The organism is Nocardioides sp. NPDC059952 (assembly GCF_042730435.1).
Classification (GTDB): Bacteria; Actinomycetota; Actinomycetes; order Propionibacteriales; family Nocardioidaceae; genus Nocardioides.
Genome location: NZ_JBHWLY010000105.1, coordinates 1 through 16,309, shown reverse-complemented (window position 1 = coordinate 16,309; position 16,309 = coordinate 1). Strand labels below are relative to the sequence as shown.

General features: G+C 69.8%; 19 protein-coding genes and 1 tRNA gene. 7 read left to right on the top strand and 13 right to left on the bottom strand.

All coding sequences use genetic code 11. From position 1 onward, the window contains the following. On the bottom strand, positions 1 to 1,355 hold a 1,355-nt coding region (locus tag ACFV9G_RS28185), incomplete at its 3' end, for a transglutaminase family protein (protein WP_378732473.1). Between the two features lie 476 nt (positions 1,356 to 1,831). Between ACFV9G_RS28185 and ACFV9G_RS28180 the strand changes: the two genes are divergently transcribed. Then, positions 1,832 to 2,566 (top strand): hypothetical protein, encoded by a 735-nt coding sequence (locus ACFV9G_RS28180; protein ID WP_378732471.1) that lies wholly within the window; start codon positions 1,832 to 1,834, stop codon positions 2,564 to 2,566. Between the two features lie 89 nt (positions 2,567 to 2,655). Here the strand turns inward: ACFV9G_RS28180 and hisC are convergent, their stop codons facing one another. Continuing rightward, the gene (gene hisC / locus ACFV9G_RS28175) at positions 2,656 to 3,735 is read right to left on the bottom strand and encodes a histidinol-phosphate transaminase (protein WP_378732469.1); all 1,080 of its coding nucleotides are present in this window, start codon (positions 3,733 to 3,735) and stop codon (positions 2,656 to 2,658) included. An 11-nt stretch (positions 3,736 to 3,746) separates the two neighbouring features. Next, complete coding sequence (locus ACFV9G_RS28170) at positions 3,747 to 4,646, bottom strand: dimethylarginine dimethylaminohydrolase family protein (protein WP_378732467.1); 900 nt, start codon at positions 4,644 to 4,646, stop codon at positions 3,747 to 3,749. 124 nt (positions 4,647 to 4,770) lie between these two features. Here ACFV9G_RS28170 and ACFV9G_RS28165 point away from each other — a divergent pair, with 124 nt between their 5' ends. From ACFV9G_RS28165 to ACFV9G_RS28150, 4 genes are all read left to right on the top strand, one after another. Then, the gene (locus tag ACFV9G_RS28165) at positions 4,771 to 5,442 is read left to right on the top strand and encodes a GntR family transcriptional regulator (RefSeq protein WP_378732465.1); all 672 of its coding nucleotides are present in this window, start codon (positions 4,771 to 4,773) and stop codon (positions 5,440 to 5,442) included. A 76-nt stretch (positions 5,443 to 5,518) separates the two neighbouring features. Next, positions 5,519 to 5,911 carry a phage holin family protein gene (locus ACFV9G_RS28160; RefSeq protein WP_378732463.1) on the top strand — a complete coding sequence of 131 codons (393 nt, stop codon included), beginning with the start codon at positions 5,519 to 5,521 and terminating at the stop codon, positions 5,909 to 5,911. Between the two features lie 54 nt (positions 5,912 to 5,965). Next, positions 5,966 to 6,439, top strand: coding sequence for a low molecular weight protein-tyrosine-phosphatase (locus ACFV9G_RS28155; protein ID WP_378732461.1), 474 nt, complete (start codon positions 5,966 to 5,968; stop codon positions 6,437 to 6,439). Next, positions 6,436 to 7,293 carry a fructosamine kinase family protein gene (locus ACFV9G_RS28150; protein ID WP_378732459.1) on the top strand — a complete coding sequence of 286 codons (858 nt, stop codon included), beginning with the start codon at positions 6,436 to 6,438 and terminating at the stop codon, positions 7,291 to 7,293. Before ACFV9G_RS28155 ends, ACFV9G_RS28150 begins: the two co-directional genes overlap by 4 nt. Positions 7,294 to 7,337: 44 nt before the next feature. Here the strand turns inward: ACFV9G_RS28150 and ACFV9G_RS28145 are convergent. The 3 genes from ACFV9G_RS28145 to ACFV9G_RS28135 form a co-directional block, all read right to left on the bottom strand. Beyond that, positions 7,338 to 7,425, bottom strand: a tRNA-Ser gene (locus ACFV9G_RS28145). Positions 7,426 to 7,435: 10 nt separating this feature from the next. Then, positions 7,436 to 7,903, bottom strand: a complete 468-nt coding sequence (locus ACFV9G_RS28140; protein ID WP_378732474.1) for a nucleoside deaminase — start codon at positions 7,901 to 7,903, stop codon at positions 7,436 to 7,438. 26 nt (positions 7,904 to 7,929) lie between these two features. After that, complete coding sequence (locus ACFV9G_RS28135; RefSeq protein WP_160026513.1) at positions 7,930 to 8,442, bottom strand: tRNA adenosine deaminase-associated protein; 513 nt, start codon at positions 8,440 to 8,442, stop codon at positions 7,930 to 7,932. An 82-nt stretch (positions 8,443 to 8,524) separates the two neighbouring features. Between ACFV9G_RS28135 and upp the strand changes: the two genes are divergently transcribed. After that, positions 8,525 to 9,166: a uracil phosphoribosyltransferase gene (upp, locus tag ACFV9G_RS28130; protein WP_378732457.1), complete on the top strand. Its 642-nt coding sequence runs from the start codon at positions 8,525 to 8,527 to the stop codon at positions 9,164 to 9,166. Positions 9,167 to 9,262: 96 nt separating this feature from the next. Here the strand turns inward: upp and ACFV9G_RS28125 are convergent, their stop codons facing one another. From ACFV9G_RS28125 to ACFV9G_RS28095, 7 genes are all read right to left on the bottom strand, one after another. Further along, positions 9,263 to 9,796, bottom strand: a complete 534-nt coding sequence (locus ACFV9G_RS28125; RefSeq protein ID WP_378732455.1) for a DoxX family protein — start codon at positions 9,794 to 9,796, stop codon at positions 9,263 to 9,265. A gap of 83 nt (positions 9,797 to 9,879) precedes the next feature. Continuing rightward, complete coding sequence (gene thpR, locus ACFV9G_RS28120; RefSeq protein WP_378732453.1) at positions 9,880 to 10,440, bottom strand: RNA 2',3'-cyclic phosphodiesterase; 561 nt, start codon at positions 10,438 to 10,440, stop codon at positions 9,880 to 9,882. A gap of 33 nt (positions 10,441 to 10,473) precedes the next feature. Continuing rightward, entirely contained in the window at positions 10,474 to 11,208 is a 735-nt protein-coding gene (locus tag ACFV9G_RS28115) for a VIT family protein (protein WP_378732451.1), read from the bottom strand. After that, positions 11,192 to 11,716 (bottom strand): hypothetical protein, encoded by a 525-nt coding sequence (locus tag ACFV9G_RS28110; RefSeq protein WP_378732449.1) that lies wholly within the window; start codon positions 11,714 to 11,716, stop codon positions 11,192 to 11,194. Before ACFV9G_RS28110 ends, ACFV9G_RS28115 begins: the two co-directional genes overlap by 17 nt. Beyond that, positions 11,713 to 12,876, bottom strand: coding sequence for a M20 family metallopeptidase (locus ACFV9G_RS28105; RefSeq protein ID WP_378732447.1), 1,164 nt, complete (start codon positions 12,874 to 12,876; stop codon positions 11,713 to 11,715). Before ACFV9G_RS28105 ends, ACFV9G_RS28110 begins: the two co-directional genes overlap by 4 nt. Next, positions 12,873 to 14,078 carry a PLP-dependent aminotransferase family protein gene (locus tag ACFV9G_RS28100; RefSeq protein ID WP_378732445.1) on the bottom strand — a complete coding sequence of 402 codons (1,206 nt, stop codon included), beginning with the start codon at positions 14,076 to 14,078 and terminating at the stop codon, positions 12,873 to 12,875. The genes ACFV9G_RS28105 and ACFV9G_RS28100 overlap by 4 nt, the downstream gene beginning before the upstream one ends. 22 nt (positions 14,079 to 14,100) lie before the next feature. Next, complete coding sequence (locus ACFV9G_RS28095; RefSeq protein ID WP_378732443.1) at positions 14,101 to 15,282, bottom strand: M24 family metallopeptidase; 1,182 nt, start codon at positions 15,280 to 15,282, stop codon at positions 14,101 to 14,103. Between the two features lie 181 nt (positions 15,283 to 15,463). Here ACFV9G_RS28095 and ACFV9G_RS28090 point away from each other — a divergent pair, with 181 nt between their 5' ends. Next, entirely contained in the window at positions 15,464 to 16,246 is a 783-nt protein-coding gene (locus tag ACFV9G_RS28090; protein WP_378732441.1) for a PE-PPE domain-containing protein, read from the top strand. Positions 16,247 to 16,309 lie beyond the last annotated feature (63 nt).

The window sequence follows — 16,309 nt, the reverse complement described above, 5'->3', positions numbered from 1 at the left end:
GGCTCGCTAGCGCTCGCGGCTCGACCAGCGGCGCCGTCGGTCGAGCCGCCGGAGCCGCTAGGCGGAGGCGTGTCGAGACCAACACGGTCGTTCTGCGCCCAGGGGTCGGCGAACAGGGTGGGGTCGTTCCACAGGGGCTCGCCGTCCGTACGCCACTGCAGGTCGATGTTCCAGCGTGGGAGGGTTTCGCCGGGGTACCACTTGCCCTGGCCGCGGTGGACGATGCCGCCTCGGCCGTAGACCCGGCGGAGGCGTTCGGCCAGATCGGCGGCGAGCTCGCGCTTGTGCGGGCCGTCGGCGTCGGTGTTCCACTGGGCGGAGGTCTGGTCGTCGAGAGAGACGAAGGTGGGCTCGCCGCCCATCGTCAGCTCGACGCCTTCGGCCTGAAGACGCCGGTCGACGGCCTCGCCGAGCGCGTCGATGCGATCCCACTCCTGGCCGGTGTAGGGCAGCGTCACCCGAGGGTCCTCGTGGATGCGGGTGACCTCGTTGGCAAAGGAGAAGGTGACCTCGACCGGGTCGGTGGCGCCCTCGATCGGAGCCGCGGAGGAGGGGTGCGGGGTCGCCGAGAGCGGGATGTGGCCCTCACCCGCGAACAGGGACGACGTCGGGTCGAGCCCGATCCAGCCGGCTCCGGGGACGAACACCTCGCACCACGCGTGCAGGTCGGTGAAGTCCTCGGTCGGGCCGGACGGGCCGTCGAGCGACTCCTGGTCGGCAGCCAGCTGCACCAGATAGCCGGAGACGAACCGGGCCGCGAGGCCGTACTGGCGCAGCAGGGACACCAGCAGCCACGCCGAGTCGCGGCACGAGCCGATGCCCAGGCGCAGGGTCTCGTCGGGAGTCTGTACGCCCGGCTCCATCCGCACCGAGTAGGCGACGTCCGCGTTGACCGCCTGGTTGACACTCGCCAGGAAGTCGACGGTGCGGAGGCCGTCCCCGGGCAGGGCCGGCAGCCGCTGCCGCCAGGCGTCGGCCGCCGTCGCCGACTCCACGTCGCGAAGGTAGGGCGCCAGGTCGGCCTTCAGCTGCGGCTCGTAGTCGAAGGGGAAGGTCTCGGCGTACTCCTCCACGAAGAAGTCGAACGGGTTGATCACCACCATGTCGGCGACCAGCCCCACGGTGACCTCGAGCTTGTCGGTCTTCTCCGGGAAGACCAGACGCGCGAGCCAGTTGCCGAACGGGTCCTGCTGCCAGTTGACGAAGTGCGCCGCCGGCGTCACCGAGAGCGAGTAGGCCTCGATCGGGGTCCGGGTGTGGGGCGCCGGGCGCAGGCGTACGACGTGCGGGCCAACTCCCACCGGCTGCGCGAACTCGTAGGTGGTCCGATGCTCGAGCGCAACCTTGATCGACATGGGCCAAGCCTGACCGATCCAGGTTGCCCCGGGGTAACGAACCGCCGGGTCGGCGCCGGCCATCGGGATCCGATCTCGACTTCGCGCCCCATCGAATTTGGCATGGCTTACCACGACAAGAACCCAATGGGATCGAATTCCATGGAGTGGTAAACGCGTTTCGTCTTGCCCCAATTACCCCACGGGGTAATTGGGGAAACGGGCCACCACTATTGGCGCCGAGAACCGATATCGCAACGACCTATTCCAACCACAACCGCGCCACCTCGGGGCTCTTCACCTGCCAGGACTCCGTTTGGATCCGTTTGCGATCAGATTCGATCTTCATGGCTCGTGAATTGCGATCAGATGAGTTTACGGCACCGAATCGCCTGAAGGAATAGCAATCAATAAGTTCAAGAAAGTTCTTGACTTGATACTTCAATTCGCCTCAGGATTCATTCGGCACGACCTTAGAGCAAACATAAGGAGATTTCGTGAATTCTCGGACTCGAATCGCCGCTGTCGTCGCTGGACTCGCACTGGCCACGGTCGCCGCACCTGTCATGGCCAGCCCTGTTCCACCGCCCATTCCTGACCCGCCGGTCCCCGGAACTCCGGGCACTCCGATCCCGGACGACCCGGGTACGCCGGACGTACCGGACGTTCCCGACACCCCGGATGTTCCGGAGACCCCGGACGTACCTGGCACCCCGGATGTTCCGGAGACCCCGGACGTACCTGGCACCCCGGATGTTCCGGAGACCCCGGACGTTCCCGGCACCCCGGACGTACCGGAGACCCCGGACGTTCCCGGCACCCCGGACGTACCGGAGACCCCGGACGTTCCCGGCACCCCGGAGACCCCGGACGTTCCGGACGTTCCTGACGTCCCCGAGACCCCGGTCCCGGATGTCCCCGACGTCCCTGAGGGTCCCGGAATCCCTGACCTTCCGGACGGTCCCGCCCCGGACAGCTCTGCGGACACTCCTGCCGCGGACGTACCTGTCCCGGACGTACCCGTCCCGGACGTTCCGGTCCCGGACGTACCGATCCCCGATGTCCCGATTCCCGATGTCCCGATCCCGGACGTCCCGATCCCGGGCCTGCCTGAGATCCCGGGCGTCACGGACAGCCTGCTGGGCATCATCAACAGCCTCCCGGTCGTCGGCCCGATCCTGACCGACCTCCTCAGCACGATCCTCGGGAAGCTTCCGATCCCGCTTCCGTAGAAGCACCCACCCGCACACAACGAGCAGAGGTCCAGCAGCATCGATGCTGTTGGACCTCTGCTATTTCGGCCGGGCAGCGCCCGGCTTCCTCAGCCCTTCGGGAACGACCCCGCGAGCTCGATGAGGCGGGTGTTGGCCTCGGCCTCGCCGATCGAGACACGTACGCCCTCGGGCGGGTAGGGCCGAACCATCAGGCCGACCTCGTCGGCGGCCGCGGCGAACTCGGCGCAGCGCTCACCGGAGCCGAAGGCGAACCAGACGAAGTTGCCCTGCGCGTCGGGGATGTCCCAGCCGGCGGCGCGGACGCCCGCGACCACGCGGGCCCGCTCGGTCACCACATCCTCGACGCGCGCCAGCAGCTCGGCCTGCCGCTCGAGCGAGGCGACACCGGCGGCCTGGGCGACCACGTTGACGCCGAAGGGCAGCGCCATCGCCCGCAGGGTGGCGGCGATCGGCGCGGGGGCGAAGGCGTAGCCGACCCGGAAGCCGGCCAGCCCGTAGGCCTTGGAGAACGTACGCAGCACGACCACGTTCGACCGGCCGCGGTAGGTGGCGATGCCGTCGACGGCATCGTCCATGCGCACGAACTCGGCGTAGGCCTCGTCGACCACGACCAGCACGTCCTCAGGCACCTTCGCGAGGAAGGCGTCGAGCTCGGCCTGGGTGACCGAGGTGCCGGTGGGGTTGTTGGGGGTGCAGACGAAGACGACCTTCGTACGCTCGGTGACGGCCGCCGCCATCGCGTCGAGGTCGTGATGACCATCCCCGGTGACCGGCACCTTCACGGCGGTCGCCCCGGCGGCCAGGACCGCGATCGGGTAGGCCTCGAAGCTGCGCCAGGCGAACACGACCTCGTCCTCGGGACCGCAGTAGGCCGAGACCAGCTGGAAGATCAGCGCCACAGCCCCCGTCGACAGCGCGAGCTCCTCGGCAGGCACGCCATAGGCCTTGGCGAGCGCGTCGTAGAGCTCGGTGCTGCCCGCGTCGGGGTAACGGTTGACCCGCCCCGCCGCCTCGGCGGCGACCTCGAGGACGCCGCCGAGGGGCTCGAACGGGTTCTCGTTCGAGGAGAGCTTGTAGGTCACCAGGCCGGGCCGCTCGACCGGCGGCTTGCCCGCGACGTACGCAGGCATAGCGGCAACACTGGGACGGGGCTGTGGGGTGTTCATATCGTGAGATCCTAGGTCGGGATGACCTCGCCCCCGTAAACCACGGGGACGTCGCGACCGACGACGATGTCGAGCGGGTTGGTGACGCAGCGGACGGACCCGCCACCGAGGTGGAGCTCGCTCATCTCGACGATCCGGATCGTGAAGCCCCAGCCCTCGAGGATCGGCCGGATGCGGTCCGGGCAGGCCGGCATCACGATGGTGCGACCGATCACGATCGAGTTGGCGGCGAAGGTGCTGAGCGCCTCCTCCTCGGTGATGAACAGCGGCTCGGGGACCAGGTCGACCAGGGCCTGCGCCGACTCGGGAGCCAGCGCGTCCGGGCAGATGATCGCGCGACGCTCGTCGAGCGGGCAGAAGGCCAGGTCGAGGTGGTACATCCCGGAGTGGGTCGTCCGTACACCCAGGACGCGCACGCCCATCTCGGTCGCCAGGGTCTTCAGCGCCATCTCGTCGGTGCGCGGCCCGGTGCCGGCGACCAGGTGGCCGGCGAACGGGAAGACGTCACCCGCCTCGAAGGTCGGTCCGACCCCGTCCTTGCCGACGTACGCCGTCCCCCAGCCGTTTGTGGCGAACCACTCGACCGCGGAGTCGGTCTCGTTGCGGCGCTCGGGGAAGCGCATGTGGGAGAGGAGCACGTGGCGACGGCTGTCCGCTCCGTCGGGGAGGGTGGCCGCGAAGCCGAGGTTCATCGCGTAGACCATGTCGGGGCTGTCCGCGCGCGGCGCGATGACATCGACGCGGCCACCGAGCTCCTCGATGGTCGCCTTCAGGGTGTCCCACTGTGTGCGAGCACGGACCGGATCCGGCTGGATCTCGGTGTCCATGAACGGGTTGATGGCGTAGTCGATGCGGTAGTGCGTCGGCTCGGTCATCAGGTAGTGACGGCCCCAGCTCAGCGATGTGCTCACTCGTACCCCTCTCAGGTCTGATCGTCCGATTGCCTGATTGACTGATTGTCAGACAATCTCGTGCAGATAGGTTAGAGCACGAACGCTGCTCACCGGAAGACAGCGCAGATAGGACAATGGGTCCATGTTCGAGTCGCTCACCCTGGACGAACCCGCATCGACGGTCGACCGTGTCGCCGACGAGCTCCGCCGGGCGGTGTTCGAGGGGGAGCTGGAGTCGGGCACCCCGCTGCGCGAGCACGGTCTCGCCGAGTCGCTCGGCGTCGGCCGCTCCACGGTGCGCGAGGCGCTGACCATCCTGGTCGCCGAGGGCCTGGCCACCCGCGCTCCCAACAAGGGGGTCGCCGTGGCCACCCCCGAGGCCGCCTCCGTCCGTGACGTCTGCGCCGCCCGCTGGGTGCTCGAGGGCGCCGGGGTACGCAACTGGCGCGACGCCACCGACGAGGCCCGCCGGGCCGTGCACGAGTCGCTCGATGCGTACATCACGGCGGTCCACTCCGAGCGCGCGACCTACCGCGAGCTCAACGAGCGCCACCTCGCCTTCCATCTCTCGCTGGTGTCCCTCACCGGGTCGCCGCGCCTGGTGGCGATGCAGGAGCATCTGGTCCTCGAGCTCAAGCTCTCGCTCGCCCAGGTCGACCGCATCCGCCGCAACGCCCACGACCAGGCCGAGGACCACGCGGCCCTCGTCCGCCTCCTCGACGCCGACCGCATCCACGACGCCGAGCAGTTCCTGCAGAAGCACCTCGCCGACGCCGCCCACGCCATCTGCAAGGCGCTCCGCCTGGAGCGGTGACCCCGGGGTAACACAGTCGCCACACCTCGCGCGCGCCCCTTATGTACGTCGCTCGGAGCCTGCCACACTCACGAACATGCGCATCGTGACCTGGCTCATCACCAACGCCATCGCTCTGGCCGTGGCTACCTGGCTCGTCGGCGGAATCTACTTCGACGGCCCGACCAGCGGCATGGAGGAGGTCAAGCACAAGCTGCTCCCGCTGCTGATCGTCGCCCTCGTGCTCGGCCTGGTGTCGTCCTTCGTCAAGCCGATCGTGACCTTCTTCGCGTTCCCGTTCATCCTGCTCACCCTGGGCCTGCTCCTGCTGGTGATCAACGCGGCGATGCTCGGCCTGACCGCGTGGATCCTCGGCCCGACCGGGGTGGGTTTCCACGTCGACGGGTTCTGGGCAGCGGTCCTCGGCGGCATCATCATCTCCATCGTCGGCTGGGGCGTCGACCGGGTGTGGCCGGAGAGCGACGGGTGAGGTCCAGATTCCAGACCTGCCACGCGTTCTTGGCCGAAATGTAAAACTCGGGCCATGAAGATCGCGGTCGTCTGCCTGGGCAACATCTGCCGTTCCCCGATGGCGGAGGTGGTGCTGCGGGATCGTCTCGACGCTGCCGGGCTCGACGGGGTCGAGCTCGTCTCGGCAGGCACGGGCGGCTGGCACGCGGGCGACAAGATGGACCGCCGGGCGGCCGCGACGCTGCTCGAGGCGGGCTACGACCCCGAGCGCCACCGGGCCCGGCAGTGGCCGGTCGGGGACCCCGAGACGTACGACCTCGTGCTCGCGATGGATGCCGACAATCTGGCCGATCTGGCTGGTCAGGCACCGGAGAGCGGATTGCGGATGTTCCGTGATTTCGATCCCGAAGGGCCCGGGGACGTACCCGATCCCTATTACGGTGGTGCCGAGGGGTTCCGGGAGGTGCTGTCGATGGTGGAGCGTACGAGTGATGCGATCGTGGCATCCCTATCCGTCAACCCAGCCGCGGCGAGGCCCGGTTCGTGACCCGTCAGCCCGCGGTCGCCCGTCGCGCCGAGCAGCTGCTCGGGGCGGCGGTGGTGAGCACATCTCCGGTCGCGGGCGGTGACATCTCGACGGCCACCAAGATCCGGCTCAGTGACGGCTCGCTGGTGCTGATGAAGGCTCTCTCCCCACCGCGTGACGACTTCGTCGCCGCCGAGGCCCGCGGGCTGCGCCGGCTGGAGGAGTCCGGGGCGGTGAAGGTCCCCGAGGTCCTCGCCGCCGAGCCCGACTGCCTGGTCCTGCGCTGGATCGAACCCGGACGTCCCAACGCCGAGACCGCCGAGGAGCTCGGCCGCGCGCTCGCGCGCCTCCACAGCACCCCGGTCTCGGGTTTCGGGGCCGACAGGGACGGGTTCATCGGCCGGCTGCCGATGCCCAACAAGCCCGCGGACACCTGGGCCGAGTTCTATGCCGTACGCCGCCTGCTCCCCTACCTCAGGGCAGCCCGTGACCGCGGCGCCATCGACGCCGCAGGCGCCGAGAGCGTCGAGCAGGTCGTCGGGAAGCTGACCTCGCTGATCCCGGAGGAGCCGCCGGCCCTGCTCCACGGCGACCTCTGGAACGGCAACGTGCTCTGGGACCGGACCGGCGACGCCTGGCTCATCGACCCCGCGGCGTACGCCGGCCACCGGGAGGTCGACCTCGCCATGCTCGCGCTCTTCGGCCTGCCCCATCTGGAGCGGATGACGTCGGCCTACGAGGACACGACTCCCCTCGCCGAGGGCTGGGAGGACCGCCAGGGCATCCACCAGCTCTTCCCGCTGCTCGTGCACGCAGCGATGTTCGGCGGCAGCTACGGCGCCCGCGCCGCCACGGTGGCCGCTCGCTACCTCTGATCGCGAAAAGCAGAAAACCCCTGGTCACCCAGGGGTTTTCTGTGTGGCGGTGACGGTGGGATTTGAACCCACGGTAGGTCGCCCTACACAACATTTCGAGTGTTGCACCATCGGCCGCTCGGACACGTCACCGCCGAATAAGTTACAACCTCGGGTGGTCTTCGCCGAAATCGGGGCCGCCTCGCTGGGATCCGAAGAAGTCCTCCAGCAGCGCGCGCTGCTCCTCGGCCATCAGCCCGGCGACGACCTCGGGCCGGTGGTTGAGCCGGCGGTCGCGTACGACGTCCCACAGCGACCCCACCGCACCGGCCTTGTCGTCGAAGGCACCGAAGACGATCCGCTCCACCCTGGCCAGGACCGCGGCGCCGGCACACATCGTGCACGGCTCCAGCGTCACCACGAGCGTGCAGCCCTCCAGGCGCCACTCGCCACGCGCCTTGGCCGCCTCGCGCAGCGCGACCACCTCGGCGTGTCCGGTGGGGTCGGCCTCGGCCTCGCGTACGTTGCGGCCCTTCCCGATCACCACTCCGGACGGGTCGACGACGACGGCGCCGATCGGCACGTCACCGGTCCTCAGCGCAGCACGACCCTCATCGAGAGCGGCCCGCATCGGGGCCTCCCAGCGGCCGGCTGGGGTCACGCCGGCATGAGGCCGACGGCGTCGTCGAAGGCCTCGCCGCAGCCGATCGCCCGGGCGATCTCGGAGAGCGTCTCGTCGGGGTAGAGGTCGTCCTCGAACATGTCGTCGAGCAGCATGCCCATCTCGACCGCGCTCATCCCGAAGTCGGCGAGGATGCCGAGGTCACCGGCGGGGTCGGGCTCCTCCTCGTCCTCGACCTCTTCCGGCAGCGGAAGCCCGAGCACGTCGAGGGCCGACGCCGCCAGCTCCCACTCGTCGGCCGCGGTCACGTCGGAGAGCAGCACCTTGGTCGCTGCCCCGTGGACCCGGACGATCACGAAGAAGTCCTCGTCGATCGCCGCCATCGCGATCGCGCCGCCATCGCCCGGGAAGCGGTGGAGCGCGTGGGTCAGAGTCTCGACGTCGGTCAGGAGGTCGTGAGCGAGTTCGCGCACGACCCAGGCGCCGTCCTCGCGATACATCGCGACGGCGAAGTCAACACCCTCGATCTGCTCCAGCTGATCAGACACACGACCAGAGTGACATCGAAACCGCCCCGGAGTCTAGGGGGAATTGGTGACCTCAGGGCGAACCGATCGTAGGGTTCAGCCCATGGAGACCCTCGTTGTGGACCACCCGCTCGTCGCCCACAAGCTCACCACGCTTCGCAGCAAAGAGACCGACTCGTCGACATTCCGTCGTCTCGCCGACGAGCTCGTCACGCTGCTCGCCTACGAGGCGACCCGCGGCGTGCGGGTCGCTCCGGTCGACATCGTCACCCCGGTCGCTCCGACCCAGGGCGTACGTCTGACCGACCCGCAGCCGCTGATCGTCCCCATCCTCCGGGCCGGTCTCGGGATGCTCGACGGGATGATCAGGCTGCTGCCGACCGCTGAGGTCGGCTTCCTCGGCATGGTCCGCAACGAGGAGACCCTCGAGGCGACGACGTACGCCGAGCGTCTCCCCGCCGATCTCTCCGGCCGTCAGTGCTACGTGGTCGACCCGATGCTCGCCACCGGCGGCACCCTCGCCGCGGCGATCGACTTCCTGGTCTCACGCGGCGCCGACGACATCACCGCCGTCGTGCTCCTCGCCGCGCCGGAGGGCGTCGCTGCCCTCGAGAAGGGTCTCGAGGGCATCGACGCCCCGGTCCGGGTCGTCACCGCGGCGATGGACGAGAAGCTCAACGAGAAGGGCTACATCGTCCCCGGCCTCGGTGACGCCGGCGACCGGCTCTACGGCGTCGCGGGCTGACCTCGCGGCCCTGTAACACGTCGTTCGTAGGACTATCCGGTCGTTCCCATAGGGCGAGTAGCCCTACGAACAACGTGTTACCCGGGCGGCGGAGGCTCAGGCCTTGATCGTCACCTTCTCCTCGACGACCGGCGGGGCCTCCACGGTCTCGGCCTCGGCCGCCTCTTCCTTCGCCGCCGCGCGCTTGGCGGCGACGGCCTTGAACGGCCAGGTGAGGAGATGGTCGAGGGTGATCCGGCCGGGGGCGACCAGACCGAGCACGAGGGCGGCGACACCGAGCGCTGCCGGGAGCTCCCAGCCGCCCCTGTCGACGAAGACCTCGGTGGTGCGGTGGGCGTACCAGATCGCTCCGGCCATCTGAGCGGCCAGCAGCACCCCGGCGATCGGAGCGAAGAGGCCGACGACCAGCAGAGCGCCGCCGACCAGCTCGACGTAGGTCGCGATCTGAGCGGCTAGCGCGGGCTCCGGGACCCCCAGGCCACCCAGGAACTGCTCGGTGCCGGCGAAGCCCTGGTCGTACTTCTGCCAGCCGTGCGCGACGAAGATCCCACCGACCACCACACGGGCGGCAAGCAGCACGACATCGTTGAAAAGTCCGGTGTAGGCGTTGCGCCCCACTCGACGACTCATGTGCGGTTCTCCTCTGGTCAGGTCAGAACAAGCCGCACACGGTAGCGATCGCGGGTCGTGGCCGGTACCACCCGGGGCAACCTTTAACCGAAGGGAAACTCTGCTACGACCTCGTACGCCGGGCGCTTGCGCGGCCCCTCCCCGAGGCGTGAGTGGACCAGCACGAAGGAGGAGACGGTCCAGGTCGGGCCGCGGTAGGCATCGAGCAGCCGCACCCAGTTGCTGAGCTCGGTCGGCTGGCCGGTCCGGGCGAGTGTCAGGTGGGGACGGAAGCGGCCGCCGTCGACCTCGACCCCGGCCTTGACCAGGGCGTTCCGGCTGCCGGCGGCGACCCGGTCGAGCTCCTCGGCGGCATCGGTCTCGACGCCGGCGTAGAGGACCTTGCCCTCGACGACGTGGGGGAAGGCGCCGCCGCCGGTGACCGTCAGGTCGAAGGGCGTACGCCGCCCCGCGGCGGTCTCCAGCCGCTCGATCGCGTCATCGAGGGACCGGTCGGGGACGTGCTCCGCGAAGGCGAGCGTCAGATGGAGCTGGTCGGGCGTCGACCAGCGGAAGGGGGCCGCGTCGCGGCGTACGGACAGGAACTCGTCGAGATTCTCGATCACCGACTCCGGCGGGATCACCGCCACGAACATTCGATTCATCGAGGCCCATTCTGCCCGGCTGCGGCGCCAGGTTCACCCGAGTTGTGTGCCGAGCAGGTTGCCGACGACATAGGTCACCAGCATCGCGAGCAGGCCGCCGGCGACGTTGCGGAGTGCCGCGCGGGCGGGTGGTGCATAGCCGAGGCGCGCGCTGGTCCAGCCGGTGACAGCGAGCGCGGCGGTGACGGTGAGGACGGTCCCCCAGATGCGGGCGCTGTCCGGGAGAAGCATGATCGACAGCAGGGGTAGCAGCGCGCCGAGGGTGAACGACAGCATCGACGCCCAGGCCGCGGACCACGGCGAGGTGAGATCGTCGACGTCGATACCGAGCTCGAGAACGGCGTGGGCGCGCAGCGCGTCGCGATCGGTGAGCTGCTCCGCGACGTCGGCGGCGGTCTCAGGCTCCAGCCCCCGCTCGCGCAGGAACCCCTCCAGCTCGCGCAGCTCCTCCTCGGGCATCTCCCGCAGCTCGCGACGCTCCTTGGCGATCAGCGACTCCTCGGTGTCGCGCTGGGTCGAGACGGAGACGTACTCCCCCGCAGCCATGCTGATCGCGCCCGCCACCAGGGCGGCGACACCGGCGATGAGGATCGCGGCATCGTCGGTGGTCGCGCCGGCGACACCCATCACCACACCGGCGGTGGAGACGATCCCGTCGTTGGCGCCGAGGACGCCCGCGCGCAGCCAGTTGAGCCGGTTCTTCAGGCCCTCGGCCCGCTCCTCGGCGTCTCCATGGCCGGCGTGGGCACCCTCACTGGGGAGCGTCACTGCTGCCCCCGGGGACCGGCTCCTGGGGGTTCTCGCAGAAGCGGACAGGCCCGGTCTTGCCGCCGTGATACTCGTAGGTCTTCCCCGCGGTCTCGAGCACGACACGGACGCCGTCGGTCAGGACCATCGTGTACATCTTCCCGGGCTCCGGGCAGCCGAGGCTGCCGTCGCGCCAGGTCACCTGGTCGTTGGAGACGACGGTGATCTCCTCGCTCTTCACCCCCTGCCGCTCGGCCAGGTCGGCGATCGCGGCGGCGACGTTCGGGTCCTCGGCGGGCGTCGGGCTGGATGAGGTGGGCACGTCAGACACGTTAGCGCCTGGATCGGTCGCCTCGGAGCCACATCCGGCCAACATCAGGCCCAGCATCGGGGCCAGCATCAGCGCCAGAACGGGCAGGACGTACGCCCCGCGGCGGGTCTTGGGTTCGGTCCGGTCGGTGTTGTCGTCGGTGGGGGTCATGACCTTGGGTACGTCTTCGGTCCTGGGTTCGTTGCGTCCGAGAGTCACGCTGGGAACTCTCGCACATGCCGAGCGAGCAGATCGGCATAGACGCGGGCGGCGGTGACCAGCTCGGCGACCTCGACGCTCTCGTCGGGCCGGTGGGCCTGCTCGGCGACGGAGCCGGGACCGAGCACGACGACCGGGATGCCGGCGCTCGCGACGAAGCCGCCGTCGCAGGCCGCGGTCCAGCCGGTGGGGGTCGGCGAGGGTGCGCCGGCCGCCGTCAGCGCGGCGGCGACATCGTCGACGATCGGGTCGTCTCCCGAGGTTTCGAAGCCTGGCATGTTCATCGTCATCCGTACGTCGAGGGTGAGGCCGTGGTCGGCGAGGCCGAGGGCCTCCAGGCGTCTCTCGACCTCCAGCCGTACGTCCTGCGCCGACTCGCCCGGAAGCAGGCGGCGGTCCGCGGTGATCCGGCAGTGTGCGGCGACCGTCGAGGTCGCCTGACCGCCCTCGATGGTGCCGACGCTCCAGCCGGCCGGGCCGCACAGCGGGTGTCGGCTCGCGGCCAGCTCGTCGTGCCAGCGCTCGATCTCGGCCACCACGTGGGCCATGCCGTGGATCGCGTTGCGGCCGTCGGACGGGTTGCCGGAATGGGCGGCCAGTCCGGTGAGGGTGATCTCCAGGTAGGCGTCGCCGCGGGCCGCGATCACCGGCTGCAGGCTGGTCGGCTCGACGACCACGCAGGCCGTGTGGCTATTTGTCGATAAATCGCGAACGAGGTGGCGGATGCCGAGGCCGAGCTCCTCCTCGTCGACGAGCACGGCGAGGGTGATCGGGGGCTGATCGGCGGAGTTGTCAACTGTGGACAATGCGACGATCGCCGCCGCCAGGCCGCCCTTGGTGTCAGCGCTGCCTCGCCCGTGCAGCCGCCCGTCGCGTACGTCACCGGAGAACGGGTCGCCGCTCCAGCCGTCACCGGGCGGCACCACGTCGGAGTGGCTCACGATCAGGAGTCCGGGCCCGGACCCGCCGACCCGTGCTATCAGGTTCGCGCGGCCGGGTGCGACCTCGTCGAGGGTGACCTCGAACCCGCGCCGCCGACACTCCTCGGCGAGCACCGCGACCGTCGCGGCCTCCTCCCCCGGTGGGTTCTGACCGCGGGCCCGCACCAGCCGCTGAGCGAGCGCGACCACCTCGTCGGCATCGACCGGCGCGGCCGTCAACGTCCCTCCTGGAGGCGGTCGACCGCACGCCGGAGCCGGGCGATGCCCTCGGCGATCCGGCCCGGTGGCGTGGAGGCGAAGCAGAGGCGTACGGCGTGCGGGAAGAGCCCGCCCGGCGAGAACGCGTTGCCCGGGATGACCGCGACGCCCTCCGCCAACGCGACCTCGAACAGCGCCGTGGTGTCGACGGACGACTCGAAGGTCACCCACAGGAAGAAGCCGCCGTCCGGATCGGTCCAGGTCGCCTCACCGTCGAAGTGCTCGGTCAGCGCCGCGCGCATCGCCTCCTTCCGCTCCTTGTAGACAATCCGCTGATCGGTCACGTGAGCGTCGAACCCACCGGAGTCGAGGAACCCGGCGAGCTGGCGCTGCGCCGGCAGGTTGGTGCAGGTGTCCATCGCCTGCTTGGCGTTGATCAGCAACCGGCTCAACGACGGGTCGGCGTCGACCCAGCCGACCCGCAGCCCCGGGGCGACGGTCTTGGAGAAGGTGCGCACCGAGAAGACCAGCGGGTCCCCCTCCGCCAGCTCGTGCAGCGTCGGCAGCGGGTCGCCGGCGAACCGCAGCAGCCCGTAGGGGTCGTCGTCGATGAGGATCGAACCCCACTCGTGAGCGAGCTCGACGAGCCTGATCCGGCGCTCCAGCGACAGGGTCGCCCCGGACGGGTTCTGGAAGGTCGGGATGGCGTAGATCGACTTCGGCCGGCGGCCGGTGCGGCGTACCTCTGCCTCCAGGCGCTCCACGTCGAGACCGTCCTCGTCGACCGGGATCTCGAGGAGGTCGGCCGAGTAAGAGAGTGCGGTCGCGCTGCCGTTGGTGTAGGTCGGCGCCTCGACGACGACCAGGTCGCCGGGGTCGGTGAAGAGCTTGTGGACGAGGTCGAGGCCCTGCATCCCGCCGGACGTGATCGTCAGCCGGCCCGGCGTGCTCTCGTCGCTGGTGCCGGCGAGCTGGGCGAGCAACGCCTCGCGCAGCGCCGGGTCGCCCTCGGTCGCGGCATAGTCGAAGGCGTGCGGTTCCAGCGGCACCTCGGCCAGCGCGGCCGCCGGGATCGCGTCCTGGGCCGGGCTGCCCATGGCGAGGCGGACGATGTCGTGGGACTGCTGGGCCAGCAGCGACGTACTGGAGTCGATCACCGAACCGACCAGGTGCTCGCTGCGTGCTGCCAGCGGCAGCCGGGCGTCTGCGTGGATTGTCGACATTCGACACTTCCTCCTTGGTGTACTACTCGTTGACGATCAGCTGACGCGGCATCGAGGTCAGCGGCTCGGGCAGGTGCTCGCTGACCAGGACCGACTCGGAGAGCTCGTAGGCCCAGCCCTCCATCCACATCCCGAGGATCACGTGGAAGGCCATCCCGGGCTCGAGAACCGTCTCCTCGCCGGCCCGGAGGCTGACGGTCCGCTCGCCCCAGTCGGGCGGGAAGCCGATCCCGATCGAGTACCCGATCCGGGACTCCTTGGTGAGCCCGTGGGCGGCGATCACGCGCGTGAAGGCGGCATGCACGTCGGCCCCCGCCGCCCCCGGCTTCATCGATCCGAGCGCGGCCTCCATGCCCTCGGCGGTCGCGGCGGCGCAGTCGAGCAGCTTGGCCGACGGCGGCCCGAGGCAGACCGTGCGAGCGAGCGGGGCGTGGTAGCGGTTGCGTACGCCGGCGAGCTCGACCGTGGTCGCCTCGCCGCGCCGTAGCACCCTGTCGGTCCAGGTCAGGTGGGGCGTGTCGGCGCTGTCGCCGGTCGGCAGCAGCGGGACCAGGGCCGGGTAGTCGCCGCCGACCCCGCCGACGCTGACCGTCTGCGCCGCCTGGATGTCGGCCACGACGTCACACTCGCGCCGACCCGACCGGACCCCCTCCAGCGCCGCGGTCATCGCCCGCTGGGCGACCTCGCCCGCGGCCCTCATCTCGTCCTGCTCCGCCCGCGACTTGACCAGGCGTACCCAGTTGACCAGCTCCTCGCTGTCGACGATCCGCGTGTGCGGAAGGGCTCGCTGCACCGCCAGGAACCCGCGCACCGACAGGTAGTGGGCGTCGAGCTCCATCGCGACGACCGCATCGGGACTGTCGACAAATAGATTTAGCTCCCGCGCCGTCGCGGCGATGTGGTCGTAGGGATGGATGTCGGGCCGGTGGACCAGCTCCTCCGGGTAGGCGTGGATCCGCTCCTGTGGCAGCACCGCCGTGTGCGCGGCCCCGTGCGCGTCCATCGCCCGCAGGAACAGGTGCGGTTCACCGCGAGCCGGCACCACCGCACACTGCGGCACGTAGAACGACCAGGCGTTGTAGCCGGTCAGGTAGTAGAGGTTCGCCGGGTCCGCGACCACCAGCGCCGACCAGCCCCGCTCCGCCATCCGCCGCTGCACCTTCCCCAGCCGCTCCGCGAACTCCTCGGGGCCGAAGACGCTCACCACGCCAGCACCGTTCCTGCCACCAGATCATCGTGACCGAACCCGCTGATTGTTGACAATAGACAGACGAGGAAATGACGATTCCAGACTTCGCAGTACGAAACGTCCGGATGTGATGCGCTATACGCGTACGCCGGGATCCCGACCACGGGTGTCCCCGGAAACCATCTCGGGAGAACACATGTCCAGCAGACGATTCATTCGCAGTCTCATCCTGTTCCTGGGCGCCGTGGCAACCGCCCTGCCCGTCGCAGCGACCTCGGCGCCACCGGCCTCAGCGGCCAACGGCACCACCTACTACCTACTGATCGGCGGCACCTGCGACGGCCCCGCGACCGTCTACCGCGACGAATGGCTGCGCGGCGGGATCCCCCTGCGAGTCCACTATCCCGCCGGCGGCCAGGGCACCTCGTGCCCCGACCAGACACCGATGAACGAGAGCGTCCAGATCGGCCGACGAAACGCGATCGACCTGATCCGGGCCAACTACAGCCCTGACTCCACCTACGTCGTGGTCGGCTACTCCCAGGGCGCGATCGTCGCCAACCTGGTCCTCAACGACCTCGCCGACGGCCTGGTGCCCGGCGTGGACAAGTCGCGGTTCCAGGCCAAGCTGTACGCCGACCCGATGCAGCCCGCCGGTCCGGCCGGCGCCGGCATCGGCGCGGTCGTGCCGGCCGGCGCCGGCGTGCCGTTCACCGGCTGGGTCTCCCCCGGCACGGGACGCTCCGACTTCGGCGGCATCCCGTACACCCGGTACTGCATCGAAACCGACGGCATCTGCAACTTCGACGCGCCGTCGGGTGCGGGCCTGGGCGGCTACTTCGCCCAGCACTGGTGCTACCAGTGGGACCGGCCGACCGACCACCGCTCGATCATGGGCGACTCGATCGCCGACGGCGTCTACATCAACAACGCCCACCGCCTGGGCCGACAGGACTGCAGGCCGCCGCACCCGGCCTGACCGAGGCACCCAGCACCGAGCTGACGCACCAACGACCGCGGGCGGCCTCTCCGTGGAGAGGCC

Coding starts and splice junctions, on each gene's coding strand:
- upp (WP_378732457.1), top strand. CDS start 8,525: ATGGAGACCCTCGTTGTGGACCACCCGCTCGTCGCCCACAAGCTCACC.
- ACFV9G_RS28125 (WP_378732455.1), bottom strand. CDS start 9,796: ATGAGTCGTCGAGTGGGGCGCAACGCCTACACCGGACTTTTCAACGAT.
- hisC (WP_378732469.1), bottom strand. CDS start 3,735: ATGAACACCCCACAGCCCCGTCCCAGTGTTGCCGCTATGCCTGCGTAC.
- ACFV9G_RS28140 (WP_378732474.1), bottom strand. CDS start 7,903: ATGCGGGCCGCTCTCGATGAGGGTCGTGCTGCGCTGAGGACCGGTGAC.
- thpR (WP_378732453.1), bottom strand. CDS start 10,440: ATGAATCGAATGTTCGTGGCGGTGATCCCGCCGGAGTCGGTGATCGAG.
- ACFV9G_RS28160 (WP_378732463.1), top strand. CDS start 5,519: ATGCGCATCGTGACCTGGCTCATCACCAACGCCATCGCTCTGGCCGTG.
- ACFV9G_RS28090 (WP_378732441.1), top strand. CDS start 15,464: ATGTCCAGCAGACGATTCATTCGCAGTCTCATCCTGTTCCTGGGCGCC.
- ACFV9G_RS28165 (WP_378732465.1), top strand. CDS start 4,771: ATGTTCGAGTCGCTCACCCTGGACGAACCCGCATCGACGGTCGACCGT.
- ACFV9G_RS28100 (WP_378732445.1), bottom strand. CDS start 14,078: ATGTCGACAATCCACGCAGACGCCCGGCTGCCGCTGGCAGCACGCAGC.
- ACFV9G_RS28155 (WP_378732461.1), top strand. CDS start 5,966: ATGAAGATCGCGGTCGTCTGCCTGGGCAACATCTGCCGTTCCCCGATG.